Source organism: Myxococcus sp. AM011, assembly GCF_013372595.1.
In the GTDB taxonomy this organism is placed as follows: domain Bacteria; phylum Myxococcota; class Myxococcia; order Myxococcales; family Myxococcaceae; genus Myxococcus; species Myxococcus eversor.
The window spans coordinates 1-14,947 of the sequence record NZ_JABXEM010000269.1; the positions used below are offsets into that span (position 1 = coordinate 1).

General features: G+C 69.8%; 11 protein-coding genes. 5 read left to right on the forward strand and 6 right to left on the reverse strand.

Annotated features, from left to right (window positions below):
• Positions 1 to 1,440 precede the first annotated feature (1,440 nt).
• Positions 1,441 to 2,229: a WbqC family protein gene (locus HUW62_RS38315; protein WP_163867115.1), complete on the reverse strand. Its 789-nt coding sequence runs from the start codon at positions 2,227 to 2,229 to the stop codon at positions 1,441 to 1,443.
• 137 nt (positions 2,230 to 2,366) lie between these two features.
• Here HUW62_RS38315 and HUW62_RS38320 point away from each other — a divergent pair, with 137 nt between their 5' ends.
• Complete coding sequence (locus tag HUW62_RS38320; RefSeq protein WP_176437221.1) at positions 2,367 to 4,430, forward strand: ATP-binding protein; 2,064 nt, start codon at positions 2,367 to 2,369, stop codon at positions 4,428 to 4,430.
• A gap of 300 nt (positions 4,431 to 4,730) precedes the next feature.
• Positions 4,731 to 5,381 (forward strand): START domain-containing protein, encoded by a 651-nt coding sequence (locus HUW62_RS38325; RefSeq protein ID WP_217911788.1) that lies wholly within the window; start codon positions 4,731 to 4,733, stop codon positions 5,379 to 5,381.
• A 36-nt stretch (positions 5,382 to 5,417) separates the two neighbouring features.
• Here the strand turns inward: HUW62_RS38325 and HUW62_RS38330 are convergent, their stop codons facing one another.
• On the reverse strand, positions 5,418 to 6,209 hold the full coding sequence (locus tag HUW62_RS38330) for a phytanoyl-CoA dioxygenase family protein (protein WP_176437222.1): 792 nt from the start codon (positions 6,207 to 6,209) through the stop codon (positions 5,418 to 5,420).
• 107 nt (positions 6,210 to 6,316) lie between these two features.
• Here HUW62_RS38330 and HUW62_RS38335 point away from each other — a divergent pair, with 107 nt between their 5' ends.
• The 3 genes from HUW62_RS38335 to HUW62_RS38345 all read left to right on the forward strand — a co-directional run bounded on the left by HUW62_RS38335 (position 6,317) and on the right by HUW62_RS38345 (position 9,443).
• Positions 6,317 to 7,291 carry an alpha/beta fold hydrolase gene (locus tag HUW62_RS38335; protein WP_176437223.1) on the forward strand — a complete coding sequence of 325 codons (975 nt, stop codon included), beginning with the start codon at positions 6,317 to 6,319 and terminating at the stop codon, positions 7,289 to 7,291.
• Between the two features lie 71 nt (positions 7,292 to 7,362).
• The gene (locus HUW62_RS38340) at positions 7,363 to 8,049 is read left to right on the forward strand and encodes a response regulator transcription factor (RefSeq protein ID WP_163867119.1); all 687 of its coding nucleotides are present in this window, start codon (positions 7,363 to 7,365) and stop codon (positions 8,047 to 8,049) included.
• The gene (locus HUW62_RS38345) at positions 8,049 to 9,443 is read left to right on the forward strand and encodes a HAMP domain-containing sensor histidine kinase (RefSeq protein WP_217911790.1); all 1,395 of its coding nucleotides are present in this window, start codon (positions 8,049 to 8,051) and stop codon (positions 9,441 to 9,443) included. Before HUW62_RS38340 ends, HUW62_RS38345 begins: the two co-directional genes overlap by 1 nt.
• Positions 9,444 to 9,447: 4 nt before the next feature.
• Here the strand turns inward: HUW62_RS38345 and HUW62_RS38350 are convergent, their stop codons facing one another.
• From HUW62_RS38350 to HUW62_RS38365, 4 genes are all read right to left on the reverse strand, one after another.
• Positions 9,448 to 10,113, reverse strand: coding sequence for a hypothetical protein (locus HUW62_RS38350; protein ID WP_176437225.1), 666 nt, complete (start codon positions 10,111 to 10,113; stop codon positions 9,448 to 9,450).
• Between the two features lie 24 nt (positions 10,114 to 10,137).
• Complete coding sequence (locus HUW62_RS38355; RefSeq protein ID WP_176437226.1) at positions 10,138 to 11,952, reverse strand: ABC transporter substrate-binding protein; 1,815 nt, start codon at positions 11,950 to 11,952, stop codon at positions 10,138 to 10,140.
• A 4-nt stretch (positions 11,953 to 11,956) separates the two neighbouring features.
• Complete coding sequence (locus tag HUW62_RS38360; RefSeq protein ID WP_255203889.1) at positions 11,957 to 13,084, reverse strand: SCO family protein; 1,128 nt, start codon at positions 13,082 to 13,084, stop codon at positions 11,957 to 11,959.
• Positions 13,081 to 14,947, reverse strand: a 1,867-nt coding sequence (locus tag HUW62_RS38365) for a hypothetical protein (RefSeq protein ID WP_176437227.1), incomplete at its 5' end; no start/stop codon positions are given. The genes HUW62_RS38365 and HUW62_RS38360, both read right to left, overlap by 4 nt.

Sequence of the window (14,947 nt, forward strand, 5' to 3'; positions counted from 1 at the left end):
CGTCGGCAGCGTCAGAGGTGTATAAGAGACAGCCCCAGTGGACAGGAGCGGCGGACCATTCCACCCCCGGCGTCCTATTCGGGCCCCGAGCGGCGCACCCCTGGCACCAGCTCCCGGCGCGCGTTGGAACCCAACGCGGGCTCCCAGGAGCGCTTCTGGCCCACCCAGCCTCGCACCCTGGAGGAGACCGGCCTCACGGCGACCTTCGTGGAGGAGCTCATCCTCAAGGCGCTCTTCTTCGCCGGTGAGATGCGCGGCATGGACCTGGCCAGCCGCATCCAGCTCCCCTCGGCCGTCATCGACGACATCATCGAGGGCCTGCGCCGCCAGAAGTACGTGGACATCCGAGGCGGCGGCGCGTCCGGCGTCGGCAAGTCCACGATGATCTACCAGCTCACGACCTTCGTGACGGACATGCTGCGGCAGATCACCGACCGCAATCGCTACAACGGCCCCGCGCCCGTCTCCTTCCAGGAGTATATCGCGGCGGTGAAGAAGCAGACGGTGCGCGGCAATCGCATCACCCGCGCGCGGATGCAGGACAAGTTCGGCGATCTGGTCATCCGCGACTACATCTACGACGGCATCGGTCCGGCGATGAACTCCGGTCGCGCCATCTTCTTCTACGGCCCGCCCGGCAATGGCAAGACAGCCATCTGCCAGGGAATGGTGAACTGCTTCGAAGGGGACATCTTCATCCCCCACGCCATCCTCATCGACGACTTCGTCGTGAAGGTCTTCGACGCCAACATCCACAAGCCCGTGGAGGACGAAGCGGGCGCCTCGTATGACAGGCGCTGGGTGCGCTGCCGCCGGCCGCTCGTCGTCGTGGGCGGTGAGCTGACGCTGGACATGCTCGACCTCGTCTACTCGCCAGAAGTGAAGTACTACGAGGCCCCGTTCCAGATGAAGGCCAGCAACGGGATGCTCCTCATCGATGACTTCGGCCGGCAGAAGGTGTCGCCGAAGGACCTGCTCAACCGGTGGATTGTCCCGCTGGAGAGCGACATCGACATGCTCACCCTGCACACCGGCAAGAAGCTGCAGGTGCCCTTCGACGTCTTCGCCGCCTTCTCCACCAACCTGGACCCCAGCGCCCTCGTGGACGACGCCTTCCTGCGCCGCGTCCGCTACAAGCTGGAGGTGCAGCGGCCGGACGAGGAGCAGTTCCACCAGATCTTCGAAATCATGTGCCGCAAGCGGGGCGTGGCCTACAACGCCAACGCCATCGACTACCTCATCGACTCGCACTACCGGCCGACGGACCGCCCCTTCGCGGCCTGCCAGCCCCGAGACCTCCTGGACCAGGTCATCGACATGTCCCACTACCTGGGACAGGAGCCGAAGCTGGACCCCGCCTTGCTGGACGCCGCCGTGCGCAGCTACTTCGTGCGCTTCGACAAGACCTCGGAGACCACCGCGGCCTCCGCGTCCTAGCCGTCAGCTTCCGGCCTGTGCCGGTGCGAAGGGGCCCCACGGCGAGGGCTCCAACCACCGGCGCACCTCCTCCACCGGCACGTTGGACAACACGTCCACAATCGACAGGCCCTGCACGAATCTCCCCTCGCGACCCTGAGGGTAGGTCGGGTGCCGGAAGCGCTGCCACAACACGCGCACGTCCGCGTCCCGGAACAGGCTCACCTGGAGGTACAGCGAGGAGCCCAGCCCGGAGTAGTACGTGTGGCCCTGGAGCTGACGGCAGTACTCCACCAGGCGCGCGGATTTCTCGTCGCCCTGGCGCTGAAGCGTGGACGCCAGGAGGATGTCTGGCTTCAGCCCCAGCGGCGCGTGGAACAACGCGGTGCTCCCCAACAGCACACGCAAGAGCGAGCCCGGCCCGGCCTCGCGTGCCACGCTGTCGTAGAAGGGCTCCAGCAACGGCAGCACCTGGGTGGCGAAGTGGGGCCGCCGCCCATACAGCGTCACCAGCCTGCTCAGGTGCTTGCGTGCCCACGGCTGCCGGGTGTCCACCGCCAGCTCGCTGATGAGCGCGTCGCGGTGTGGGTCCTCCAGCGGAATGGACAGCCATTGGAAGCCCGGCTCGGTGGGCGGAGGTGTGGGCACATTCTCCGGCAATGCCACACGCGTCCTGCGTTGCCAGCCCCGCCGCAGCCACTGCACGTTGTCCAGCACCAGCAGCGTGCCCGCACGCGCCACCTGCTCGTAGAAGTCCACCCAGGGCAGGTAGTGGGGCTGCTCGGCGACGATGACTCCTGGACTGCCCGGCACTCACGGCCTCTCTTCTCTTGAGATGTCCTGGGTTGGCTCGGCCCCTCACTCGGGACCGGCGCAAAGGATTCAGGCTGCTGCTAGACTGTAACATTCCAAAGACGGCCAGGGACCTTCGCCGCGGCGGGAAGGAACGGATGAAGTACCTGTGCATCAGCGCTGACCTTCAACACCCCGTGGCGGAGGAGCTTCGGCGCCAGGGTCAGGAGGTGCTCGTCCGGGCCGAGGCCTCCGAGGCCGGCGCGGAGCTGGTGCATGGCCGGGTGGACGTGCTCATCGTCGAGGCGGAGGGGCTCGCGGAGGATGCGCGCTGGCTGGATGCGTTGCGAGCACGCGCGAGGCCCGAGGAGCCGCTGGTGCTGGGGCTGACCCGCTCCGCGACGGACGAGGGCCTGGCGCCCCTGCTGGCGGCGGGCGTGGACGAGTTCCTCGTCGCGCCCTTCTCCCCGGTGGAGCTCCGCGCGCGCAGGCACCTGTTGGAGCGGCGCTCGGCGAAGCGAAGGCAGCATCAGACCTCCGAGGCCTCCGCGCGCGGGGAGATGGAGCGGCTGTCCTCCATCATCCAGACGCAGGGGGACGTCACGCTGGCGGGGTTGGACCTGGCCGGGGTGATGAGCCTGCTGTGCGAGCGCGCACGCGTCCTCTGTGGCGCGGACGGCGCGGCGGTGGCGCTGCTGGAGGACGGGTCCGCGCAGTACACCGTGGCCACCGGGTGTCTGTTGCCACACATGGGCTTCCGTCTCCCGGTGGAGGGGAGCCTCACCGGCGCCAGCCTGCTGCGCGGCGAGGTGATGCGCACCGACGACACCGAGGACGACGTGCGCGTCAACGTGCGCGCCACGCGGCAGGTGGGGGCACGCTCCATGGTGTGCGTACCGCTGTGGCGCGAGGCCCAGCCGGTGGGCGCGCTCAACCTGGTCTCCCGTCGCCCGAATGCCTTCGATGACCGGGACGTGCGCACGCTGGAGCTGATGGCGGGCCTGTTGGGCGCGGCCATGGGCAACGCGGCCGAGGCCGAGGCTCGGCATGCCTTGATGGAGGAGCGCGCCGCGGCGCTCGCCGCGCTCCAGGAGTCGCAGGCGCTGTTCGCCGCCTTCATGAACCACAGCCCCGTGGTGGCGTACATGAAGGACGAGCAGGGCCGCCGCATCTGGGTGAACGAGCCATACCGCCGCTTCTTCGGCCTGTCCGAGAGCGCGAGCCTGGACCGGCTGGACGACATGAACCTGATGCCTCCGGAGTCGGCGGACCACGTGCGGCGGGAGGACCGGGCGGTGCTCGAGTCGGGGCTGGCTCGCGCGTCGGAGGGCATGATTCCCGCGCCGGACGGAGCCGAGCGGCACTGGCTCACGTATCGCTTCATCGTGAAGGAGCACTCGGGGCGAAGGCTGTTGGGCGGGGTGTCGCTGGACGTGACGGACCGCAAGGCGATGCAGGCGCAGTTGGTGGTGTCGGACCGGCTGGCGGCGGTGGGCACGCTGGCGGCGGGCGTGGCGCATGAAATCAACAACCCGCTCGCCTTCGTGCTCTCCAACCTGTCCTTCCTGTCCGTGGAGCTGCAGTCCGTGGCGCGCGAGCTGCCGCCGGGGCGCACGTCGGAGATGGAGGAGGTGCTGCGAGAGGCGATGGATGGCGCGCACCGGGTGCGGCAGATCGTCCGGGACTTGCGGACCTTCTCTCGCGGGGACGACGAGGTCGCCACCGCCGTCAACATCCAGGCGGTGCTGGAGTCCGCCATCACCATGGCGCGCGGCGAGCTGAAGATGCGCGCGCAGATCATCCGCGACTACCGCGACGTGCCTCCGGTGGAGGGCAACGAAGGCCGCTTCGGACAGGTGTTCCTCAACCTGCTCATCAACGCCGCGCACGCCATTCCCGAGGGGAAGCCGGAGCACAACGAGGTGCGCGTCACCCTGCGTCCGCAGGGAGAGCGGGTCATCATCGAGGTGCAGGACACCGGCGTGGGCATGGCGCCGGACGTGCGCGCGCGCATCTTCGACCCGTTCTTCACCACCAAACCCGTGGGGGTGGGCACGGGCCTGGGGCTGTCCATCTGCCACGGCATCGTCACCGGCTTCGGCGGAGACATCTCCGTGGAGAGCGAGCCAGGCCGGGGCAGCACCTTCCGCGTGTCCCTGCCCGTGAGTCAGCGCGCGCGGGAGCTGGTGCCGCCAATGACTCGCTTGCACCTGGTGGGCTGAGAGCGAAGCCGCGACTTCGCAACCTCGGGTGGTGTGGTTCGGGCGCGTCAAGGTGCCCGGGTTCTGGGTTTCGCTGCGCGGCGATGCGGAAGCTCATGCGCCATGAAAGGCGTTGTAACGGCCGGGGGCATTTGTCAGCGCATCGCGGCTGCTCGCGGAGCGGCCCTGTGCGTTCAGGGCTGGCGGCTCGGTGGCCGCCCTGGCCCCTGGCTCGGTGTGCCTTCGCGAATTCGCTGGGGCGCTCGTGTGTCGGAATCGGACGTGACGACGCACCGGGCCCGAGTCGCCCAGGAAGAACGCATGAAGAGGCTGTGGAGTGGAGCGGCGCTTGCCGCCTGGGCGCTGGGGCTCGCCGCGGGGACCTCCCAGGCGGCGGAGGGTTGGAGCACGGTGGCGGAGACGCCGTACGTGGTGAAGGTCCGGCCTCGGCCGGGGACGCAGGCCAAGGACGTCTGGGCGGAGGGCGAACTGGCCGCGAGCGCCGCGGACGTGCAGGCCGTGCTGCGAGATGTGGACGCCTATCGGCACTGGATGCCGTACGTGAAGGAGTCCCGCCTGTTGAAGGAGTTGCCAGACGAGGGGCAGCTCACCTACACGAGACTGGACCTGCCGGTGGTGTCCGCGCGGGACTACATCAGCAACGTGGTGCTGGAATCCAAGGTGGCCGAGGATGGCTCGGGCGTGTTCGCTCAGAGGTGGCAGGCGGAACCGGACGCCCTTCCCCAGCGGCGCGGCACGGTGCGCCTCCGGCTCAATGAAGGAAGCTGGCACGTGGAGCCTCGGGGGGAGGAGAAGTCCCATGCCGTGTATCGCTTCACCGTGGATCCGGCTGGCTCCATCCCTGGCTTCCTGGCGCGCATGGGCCAGAAGGACGCGGTGGAGGACACGTTCCGCGCGGTGGAGAAGCGGGCGCGACAGCACGCCGAGTCGCGGCGGCGGGAGGCTTATTGACGGCCATGGCCCGCATTGCATCCGTGAGCTGTGCCGTCACGGCGACGGAGCGCGGAACAGGGGCGGGAAGACGCGCGGCGCCTTCTTCTTGCGGACACAGCGGGTGTCCGCGCTCATGTAACAGGCGGAGAAGGCGCGGCGGCGCAGGCCGGGTCGGCCGCGTCCGGAGCGGTGCCACAGGTGGTTGTGGATGAGGATGACCTCTCCGGCGAGCGCGGGGAGGGGCAGGGCGCGGCGCTCCGCGTCCTGGGCCGCCACCGCGTCCGGAGGAATGACGCCACCGAGCTCCGTCACCAGTCCGGCCTTGTGGGTGCCGGGCACCACCTCCAGGCAGCCGCCGTCCTCGGGGGCATCGTCCAGGGCGGTCCAGAGCTGGAGCTCCGGCTCTCGGGTGAGGCCCCACAGCCGGCCTCCATCCTGGTGCCAGGGCAGGTTGCTGCCGCCGGCCTGGCCCTTGTGGAAGAGGATGGCGCGGTAGAGGACGATGTCGCCGGGGATGCGCGCGCGGACGAGCCGCTCGAACAGGGGATTCTCCATCCACGCGAGGAAGCGCGGGTCCTTCTCCAGCTTCTCCAGCTTGCGGTAGTCCAGCGACGGGCCCTGCCACCCCAGGCCCAGCGGGGCGTCCTCGTAGCGTCCGGTGGTCGCATCTGGCTGGAAGAACATGCCGGGGTACACCACCCGACCGAGCATGAGGTCGTCCGCCCGCTCGCGCAGGGCCTCCAGTCCGGAATCATCCAGGACCCGGCCCAGCCGGGCATAGCCGTGCTCGGCGTAGTGCGCGAGCGCCCTGGCGATGTCGACGTCCTTCGCATCCTCACGAAGCATGGCGTCCTCATACCCTGGACGGGCATGTCACGGGACGGTGTTCCGCACCGCGGACGCGGGGAAGGACCGCTTGCGCGCCCGCCTTCCCCGCATCATGGTGAAGGGGCATGCCCTATCGTCGCGCCACGCGCTATGTCGTCGCACCGGATGGGACCCGGGTGGCCTGGCACACCCACGTCGGTGACCTGCTCGAGCAGGCCGCGGACGACGCGCTGAAGACTCGCGCCACGGTGTTGCTGAGCAATGGCATTGGCACCTCGGAGAACTTCTGGCGCCACATCGTCTCCAGCCTGGAGCAGGACCACCGGGTGGTGCACTGGAACTACCGGGGGCACGGTGGCAGCGAGGAGTCACGTAGCGGCGACTACGACGTCTCCGTGCACGTGGGCGACCTGGAGCGCGTCACCGAGGAGGTGATGGCGCGTGGCGATGGGCGGCCCCCACACCAGGTGGCCTTCTCCATGGGTGTGCGAGTCCTCCTGGAGCTGTACCGGCGACGGCCGGACCTGGTGCCCGCGATGACGCTCATCGCCGGCACGCCGGGGGCTCCGGGCTCCGGTGACCCGGGACTGGCCGCGCGCGCCGTGCTCTCCACCGTGCGCGGGGCCTTCCGGATGGCGACCCCCACGGTGCCGCTGGTCGCCCCGGTGGTGCGCGCGGTGCTGGGCAGCCGCATCGCCTATCCCATGGCCCGCGCGGCGGGAGCGCTGCGGGCGCGCGCGCCTCGGGACGACATCGACGAGTTCCTGCTCGCGCTGCGGACCATGAGCCCCAAGGCCTACTGGTACACGCTGCGCGGCCTGGCGAAGGGACATGCGTGGGACGTGCTGCCTTCCGTGACGGTGCCCACGCTCATCATCGCCGCGCGCGACGATACCCTGGTGCCCCTGCGGGAGATGATCCGCATGCGCGACCGCCTGCCGCATGCCCACTGGATGCAGGTGGATGACGCGGGCCACGCCGGCCTGCTGGAGGCGGGGACGGAGATCTCCGACGCCGTGAGAGCCTTTCTCCTCGACCACGGGATGCGGTCTGAATCATCGCCAATGTCTCACGAGGCGGGGCCCTCCGCTCCGACCTGAGCCGTTTGTCTCGGGAATGTCGCTGGAAACGCCCCCGCGGAGCGTGGAAAGCTGCGCGCAGGGGGCTTCACATGCGGTTATTGCTCGTCGAAGACGAAGTGAAGATGGTGGCCCTGCTCCGACAGGGATTGACGGAGGAGGGCCACTCCGTCGAGGTCTGCACCCGGGGCGGTGAGGCGTTGGAAATGGGAGCCCAGGAGGGCTTCGACGTCATCATCCTGGACTGGGCGCTGCCGGAAGTGGACGGCGTCACGCTGCTCAAGCACTGGCGGAGCGTGGGGGTGCGCACGCCGGTGTTGATGCTCACCGCGCGGGGCACCACGCCGGAGAAGGTGACGGGGCTGCGCTCGGGCGCGGACGACTACCTGGTGAAGCCCTTCGACTTCGAGGAGCTGCTGGCTCGACTGGAGGCGCTGGCGCGGCGGGGCGAGTCGGAGGATGGCGCCGTACGACTGGGCTGCGTGGTGATGGACCCGCGCCGACGGGTGCTCTGCAAGGGAGGCCGCGAGGAGCCGCTGACGCCGCGCGAGTTCGCGCTCTTCTCCGCGCTGGCGAAGCATCCGGGCGAGGCACAGGTGAGGGCCCGGTTGATGGCCCAGGCCTGGGGCCCGGACTTCGAGGGCCATGGCAACGTGCTGGATGTGTACGTGGGCTACCTGCGCGCGAAGCTGGAGCGCCTGCAGGTCTCCGACGTCTCCATCCGCTCCGTGCGCGGCGTGGGCTACAAGCTGACGGTGGTCCCGGATGAACCGTCGTGATGCTCGCACGGCGCCTCTGGGTCCTGGGCGCGCTCCTCCCCGTGCTGGCGATGCTCACCGCGCTGGGACTGGCGGGGCAGCTCTTCCGCTATGACCTGGAGCGCTCGTTGGACCGCGCGTTGTTGGCCCAGGCCGCCATCGAGAGCGTGAGCCTGTTCGACGGGCCCGGGCAGAAGGTCCACCTGCACATGGCGGTGTCGCCGCTCCTGGAGCAGGTGCGGCCCTTCGCGCCCCATGGCTACCTGTATGGACCGGATGGCGCGCTGGTGGTGCGTTATCCGCAGGGGCCCGCGGGGGTGGATGTGGGGAAGGAGCGCCTCGTGCCGGGAGAGCCCGGAGGCGAGCCTCGGCTCCTGACGCAGGTGGACCTGAATGGCGAGCGGTGGCGCGAGGTGCGGGTGAATGTCCGCTCTCCCCACGGGGAGCGCTATGCGTTGCGCCTGTCCGCGTCGCTGGGGCAGGTGGATGGCTCCGTGGGGACGTACTACCGGATGGCGCTCTCGCTGGCCGCGGTGCTGGGGCTGGCCTTGCTGGCGGTGCAGACCGCGCTGGCGCGAAAGCTGGCGCGAAGGCTGGCGGATATCACCCGCCACCTGGGCCAGTTGCGGGAGGGAGATTTCTCCCGCGCGCCCGTGGAGGACCGGGAGCGCGATGAGATTGGCCAGCTTCGAGCGGTGCTGGCGGAGGCGACGGAGCGGCTGCGGGGCGCGCGCGAGACGCAGGAGCGGCTCATCGCTGGCGCGGCGCACGAGCTGCGCACTCCGCTGACCCTGATGCGCACCAGCATGGACCTGGCGCTGCGCCGGGAGCGGACGCCGGAGGAGCTGCGCGCCAGCATGCTCGACTCGCGGCGGGAGGTGGACCGGCTGGCGGTGCTCGCGGGCAACCTCCTGGACCTCGCGGTGGCGGGACGAGGAGGGTGGGACCGCAAGCGCGGAGACCTGTCCCAGCTCCTCTCGCAGGCGGTGGAGGGGGCGCGCGCGGAGGCGGAGCGCAGGGGCCAGATGATTCGGGTGGATGCGCCTGGCCCGGCTGAAGCGAGCTTCGACGCCGGTGGATTGCGACAGGCCGTGGACAACCTGCTGTCCAACGCCCTGAAGTTCTCTCCGGAGGGCGGCGAGATTCACGTGCGGCTGGTGAGGGAGGGCGGGCGCTATCAGGTGCGCGTGGCGGACCTGGGGCCGGGCATTCCCCCGGCCGAGCGCGAAGTCGTGTTCGAGCCCTTCCACCGCGTGCTCGGTGACGTGCACACGTCAGGCACGGGCCTGGGGCTGGCCATCGTGCGGGAGGTGGCGGAGCAACACGGTGGCCGTGCCTATGTCGCGTCGGAGCCGAGGGCGGCGGGCGCGGAGGTGGTCATCGAGATTCCGGTGGCGATGCGAGCCGTGTCGTGAGTCGTCAGGCGGGCAGTTGGCGTTCGCGAAGCGCGGCGAGGAGCCTGGGCTTGCCCTCGTTCAGCACCGCGTCTCCGTGCGAGGGAATCACGTGCTGGAAGTCGAGCGCGGCGAGCTTCGCGATGGAGTCCTCGAACGCGGGCCAGTCCTTGACGTAGCGGAGGAACAGTTTGCTCACGGCGAAGCGGCGGTAGGTGCCGAACATCCTGAAGAACAGCCACGCGGCGAGGCCCTTGGGCTCCGGGATGTTGAAGACCATGTCAGTCAGGTAGAGCGCTTTCGAGGCGGTGTGCAGGAACGCGGTCTCACGCAGCTTCGGCAGTCCCTGGAGGGGATGCAGTGAGAGCTCACGCCCGAAGGGCCAGGGGTCTACATCGAGCTGGCCGTGCCACGTCAGCTCGGGAAGCTTCTTCCGCACACCGATGGGCCCCCAGAGTCGCGCCGTCGGATGGGCCTTCGCGGCGGCCTTCATTCCCGCGGTGTGCATCAGGCTCGGGGCGACGATGTCGGTGACAGGGCCGGCTTCCTGGAGTTGCTCGGCGGTGAGCACCGAGGCGGGTGATAGCAGCACGCGCCCCTTCTCCAGCTCGAAGACCACGGTCCGAACGGGCAACTGCATCAGCGGCGAGCGCAGGGTGGTCTCGATGAAGCGGGTCTGGGGCAGGGCCATGCACCCGACGCTCGCATACAACCGCTAGGGTGTCAGGGGTATCCAGTCCGACACCGGGACGAGTTGATTCGTCGCGGGGTCCAACGCCGCGAGCTGTCCCCCTTGCACGCCCACGCGGCGATTGACGCCGAAGGTGACGGGAGGCGAGACGCCCGTGTCGAAGTCGCGCAGGGTCTCCAGTTGCTGCGTCAGGCTGGCGCGGGTGACTTCCGCGCCCGCGCGGGTGAGGGCCTCCACGAGGACTCGCGCGGCGGCGTAGGCGCCGAACTGAAACGAGGTGTGTCCCGGAGCCAGGCCATGGCGCTTCATGAACGCGGCGAAGTCCTTGAGCTCGGGGGCTCGCTCTCCGAGTCCGGCGGGGTAGAGGAAGTGGATGCGCCCCGTGGATGCGCCCACCACTTCGGGGATGGCGAGGCTTGCTGGCGCGAGGACTCTCACCGTGGGGGCATGGGCCTCCAGGGCACGCAGCAAGGTGTCGAGACCCTCGGGTGTTCCCGCGTAGAGCACGGCGGGTGGTGGCGCGGAGGCCCAGTGCTCCACTGGGAGCGGCCCGTCTGAAAGGGGCAGCTCCACGGGGGCGCGAAGCTCCCGGCGCGTCGTCTCCGCGCGCACGGCTTGCGCCCAGGCCTGACCCTCATCGCCGCCCGTGTGGACGACGACCAGCGGCTTTCGTCGCAGCTCGGACTCGCGCGTGGTGGCGAGGGACTGCACCGCGAGCCGCGCGAGCGCGGGCTCATCCGGATAGAGGAAGAACACGGGGCTGTCCTCGTCGGAGGTGCCACCGTTCAAGGCGAGGGGGAGAACGAGGGGCGCACCTTCCTCGGTGAGTCTCGCGTCGGAGGGCAGCGGACCCCGTCGCATGCTGGCCACCAGCGCGAGCACGCCTCGGTCCAGCAGTCGCGTGGTGGCATCCGGGACGAGATGCGGCGGGCCTCCGGCAGCCACTCGCGCGGACTCCGTCGGACTCACACGCTCACTCACTCGTGTGGTGGCGTCCGGGGTTGGAGGCAGCGAGCCTCGGGCAATCTCTTGCTCGGACTCCGCCGGATTCACGCGCTCCCGCAGTCGTGGGGTGGTTGTGGCATTCGGAGGACTCTCGCTCCGGACGGGGTAGAGCGCGGCATCGTCTTCGACGAGCAGCTCCAGCTTCCTGCGGAAGATGCCGCCACTGGCATTCACATCCGCGAACACCGCGCGCACCACGGCCGCGGCCTCCTGTCCCAGCGGGCCCCGTCTTCCCGTGAGGGGCAACGCCGCGCCCACCGTGAGAGACGCAGGGGAGACGCCCGGGTCCGGATGTTCGCCAAGCTGACCCAGGAATGCGAGCAGCTCCTCCCGCTCCACCTCGTCCAGCGCATACCTTGGCATCGCCACGCCCAGCTCACGACCGCTGGCGGAGATGCCCTCGGTGATGGCACGCAACAACGTGGCCCGCGTGTAAGCCGGACGCGCGCGGTCCTCCAGTGCCCCCACCGCCCGCGCGCGCGAGTGTCCGAGCGCCCCGGGCGTGATGTCGGGCACGTCCACGCCGCCCTCGCGACTCCCACGACCTGAAGGCCCGTGACAGCGCGCACATGCGGACACCTCGCCGCTCAGCTCCACCCGCTCGGGCGCGAGGAAGCCCATGAGGGGCCTGCCCCGAACACCCTGGCCCCGTTGGAAGAGGCTCCGCCCACGCTTCGCCGTCAGCGGGTCCACCGGAGCAGGAGTCGACTCCGCCTGCTTGCAGCCGAGCCACAGCGAGGCCAGGACCATCAAGACCCACGGAGCGCCACGCGACACGACGCTCGCTCCTCGCGAGCGGCCGACACCGTGGGCCCCGTCGTGCTTCTTCGGCATGCCGCTACCTCGGGTCGTTCAGGTGCTCGACGGCGTAGACGATGTTGTCCACCTGGGCCATCGCCGGGGACTTCACCCACATCCCCGTGGCCGAATCACCGATGAGCAGCGTGGTGTTGTGCGCATCCGGGTCATCGACGTAGCCCCCCAGCTTCTTGAGCACGAGGGTGATGTTCTCACGCGCGCCCGTGAGGAAGTACCAGCCGGGCCGCACACCCATCTTCTTCGTGAAGGTGCCCAGGCTCTTGGGCGTGTCGTTGGCCGGATCCACCGAGAGGGTGATCATCGTGATGTCCTTGCCCACGCGACCGCCGAGCTTCTCCTGCACCTGCGCCAGATGCTTCGTAATCGGCGAGCACGCGCCCTTGCACGCGGTGAACGCGAAGTTGATGAGCACCTTCCGCCCACGCACCAGGTCCTCGTAGAACCGGTGCGTCTTGCCGTGCTGGTCCACCAGCTCCGTGTTGGTGAAGTACTTCTCGGCCGAGGCGTCCTGGGCACGGGCATCCGCCTGCGCCGTCGCCCCCAGCGCCGAGGGCCCCGCGGAAGCCGCCTGGGCCTCGCGAATCGCGGCGAGCAGGGCGCTGGGACTGCCCAGCCCGTCCACGCGTGTCCACGTGCCCGCCACCGCGTTGCCCACGAGCACGGTGGGGCGGTGCGCCTCCTTGTCCGGCACATACCCTCCGAGCGCCACCAGGGCCTGCTTCACCTTCGCCGGCTCCCCCGTGAGGAAGGACCAGCCCGGGCCAGGCTTGAAGGGCTCGGCGAACTTCGCCATGCGCTCGGGCGTGTCGTTGGCCACGTCCAAGGTAATCGAGATGAAGCGCACGTTGCTCTGCGGCCCCAGCTCCTTCTGCACGCGCGCCACGGTCGCCGTCATCGGCGAACAGATGGTCTTGCAGCGCGTGAAGATGAAGTTGATGGCCACCGTCTGACCCTGGACCAAATCCGTCCACAGCTTCACCGCGCGGCCCGTCTGGTCCACCAGCTCCACGTCGGGGACCTGCACGTCCAGCGACGTCGCGGGCTTGGGCGTGGGCACGGCGACCTCCTGTGCCGACACTGGCAGCCCTCCCATGAGCCCCAGCGCGAGGACGACGAGCTTCGAGTACGACGACAGACGGGGCTTCATCGGTGGACCTCGGAGGCGGAAGCGGTCGCCGGGGCCGGAGCCGCGTCGACGCCGAAGGTGAAGTGCGGCAGGCGGCCCAGGTCGATGCCACGGCTCTCGACGCCCACCACGAACTTGTACTGGCCAGGCGACGGCGGGGTGAAGTCCACCTCGAACTCGCCCTCGGCGATGCGACGGGGCTCGGTGCGCACCTGCCAGGTGCCCGGCGTCTTGAACAGGAGGACGCGAATCTCCTCGGCGCTCACGGGAGGACTCCCGGGGCCCTGCGTGGGCTCCAGCTTGAAGCGCAGGGGCGTCGTGGTGCCGGCGGTGAGGATGCGCGTGGCGTCGAACCCGGCCGTCAGCTTCAACGGGAGCTTCTTCGCGAACCCCGCGTCCTCCGGAACCCCGCCCACCTTCCACTCCATGCAGACGATGGCGCGCGGGTTGTCGAGCAGGAACGCCACGTCATACGTGCCGTTCTCCCGAACCGTGGTGGTGGCGGAGTAGGTGCCCGCATCCACTTCGCGCAGCGAGCGGTCCAGCACCAGCACGGCCCGAGGCTCACGGCCGTAGTTCAAGTGCGTCCCGCGCGGAGCCATCATTCCCTCCTGATAGAGGAACAAAGCGCGGTCCGCCGTGCCGGCGACGATGACGCCGTTTCCCTCGGGCAGCGCGGCGATGGGGTCCGAGCGGCCCAGCCCTCGCGACTCCTCCGGCGCGCGCTGGCCCATGGTGACGTTCACCACCGAGGGCGTGCCGGCGCCCTCCAGCGTGCGCAGCTCCACCAGCGACACGCGCCCGCTGGAGGTGTTGCGCACGTAGGCGAATGCATCGGTGAAGACGACCGAGTCCGGCGCCGAGAACCCCGTCAGCGAGTGGGCCACCTGGCTCCGGGCCACGTCGATGATGTCCACCGCGCCCGCTTCGGGATGCAGCAGGAAGGCCCAGCGCCCGGTCCGGTCGAACCGCAGCGCGCCCAGCCCGGGCTTTACAGCGATGCGACGCGACACCTCGCGGCTCGCCGGGTCCACCACCAGCACTTCGTTCGAGCGGGGCTGGGCCACGAAGACGGCGCGAGCCACTGGACTCCAGGCGACATCGCCCGCGCCCGGACCCACCTTCACGGTGCCCAGCACCTCGCGCGAGGCCACGTCCACGGCGGTGAGAACATCGGCCTCCGTGCTGGTGATCCAGACGGTGCGGCCCTCGTCGGAGAAGGCCACCTCGTGGCGACCCGCGCCCACCGTGAGCGTCCCCTCCTCGGCATGGGCGGCGGTGTCGATGACGCTCACGGTGCCATCGCCGTCGTTGCTCACCCACGCCGTGCGCCCGTCCGGAGCCACGACGATGCGGCCGGGGCTCTTGCCCACTCGCACCGTTCGCGTCGTGAGGAAGCGCTGCAGGTCCACCACGGACACGGAGTTGCCGGAGGGCACCGTCACGTAGAGCGCGGAGCGGTCCTTCAGCAAGGCCCAGTCCGCCACCTCGCCACCCACGGAGACCAGGCTGTGCAGCTTGGTGCGGTCGAAGGAGATCTGCGGGTTGATGACCGACAGCGTCTGGTCATGGTTCAGCGTGATGAACCAGTAGGCATTCAGGTCCACCTCCGCGCGCGCCGACAGCAGGCCCCCCAGGTACGTCTTCACGCGCTGCTTGCAGGCCGCGTCGTCCAGGGGCGCGGCGTCGGGCTCGCGCAGGGCCATCCATCCCAGCACGCGCCGGTCCTGGAGCGGCGCTCCGGACTTCGCGTCCGACAGGACGAAGCGCGCGGTGCCCTGGAGCGGCGCGCCCTTGGTCGCCTCTCGCGGTCGCGCGCTCAGCGCCAGGTCGAAGCGCACGGAGACACCCTCGCGCTCGGCGGAGACGGGGGCCGCGACGGGG

What these genes read in the sequence shown, in the direction of transcription:
- HUW62_RS38320 (WP_176437221.1), top strand. Translation starts at nt 2,367, where the DNA reads ATGAAGTACCTGTGCATCAGCGCTGACCTTCAACACCCCGTGGCGGAG.
- HUW62_RS38325 (WP_217911788.1), top strand. Translation starts at nt 4,731, where the DNA reads ATGAAGAGGCTGTGGAGTGGAGCGGCGCTTGCCGCCTGGGCGCTGGGG.
- HUW62_RS38330 (WP_176437222.1), bottom strand. Translation starts at nt 6,209, where the DNA reads ATGCTTCGTGAGGATGCGAAGGACGTCGACATCGCCAGGGCGCTCGCG.
- HUW62_RS38335 (WP_176437223.1), top strand. Translation starts at nt 6,317, where the DNA reads ATGCCCTATCGTCGCGCCACGCGCTATGTCGTCGCACCGGATGGGACC.
- HUW62_RS38340 (WP_163867119.1), top strand. Translation starts at nt 7,363, where the DNA reads ATGCGGTTATTGCTCGTCGAAGACGAAGTGAAGATGGTGGCCCTGCTC.
- HUW62_RS38345 (WP_217911790.1), top strand. Translation starts at nt 8,049, where the DNA reads ATGCTCGCACGGCGCCTCTGGGTCCTGGGCGCGCTCCTCCCCGTGCTG.
- HUW62_RS38350 (WP_176437225.1), bottom strand. Translation starts at nt 10,113, where the DNA reads ATGGCCCTGCCCCAGACCCGCTTCATCGAGACCACCCTGCGCTCGCCG.
- HUW62_RS38355 (WP_176437226.1), bottom strand. Translation starts at nt 11,952, where the DNA reads ATGCCGAAGAAGCACGACGGGGCCCACGGTGTCGGCCGCTCGCGAGGA.
- HUW62_RS38360 (WP_255203889.1), bottom strand. Translation starts at nt 13,084, where the DNA reads ATGAAGCCCCGTCTGTCGTCGTACTCGAAGCTCGTCGTCCTCGCGCTG.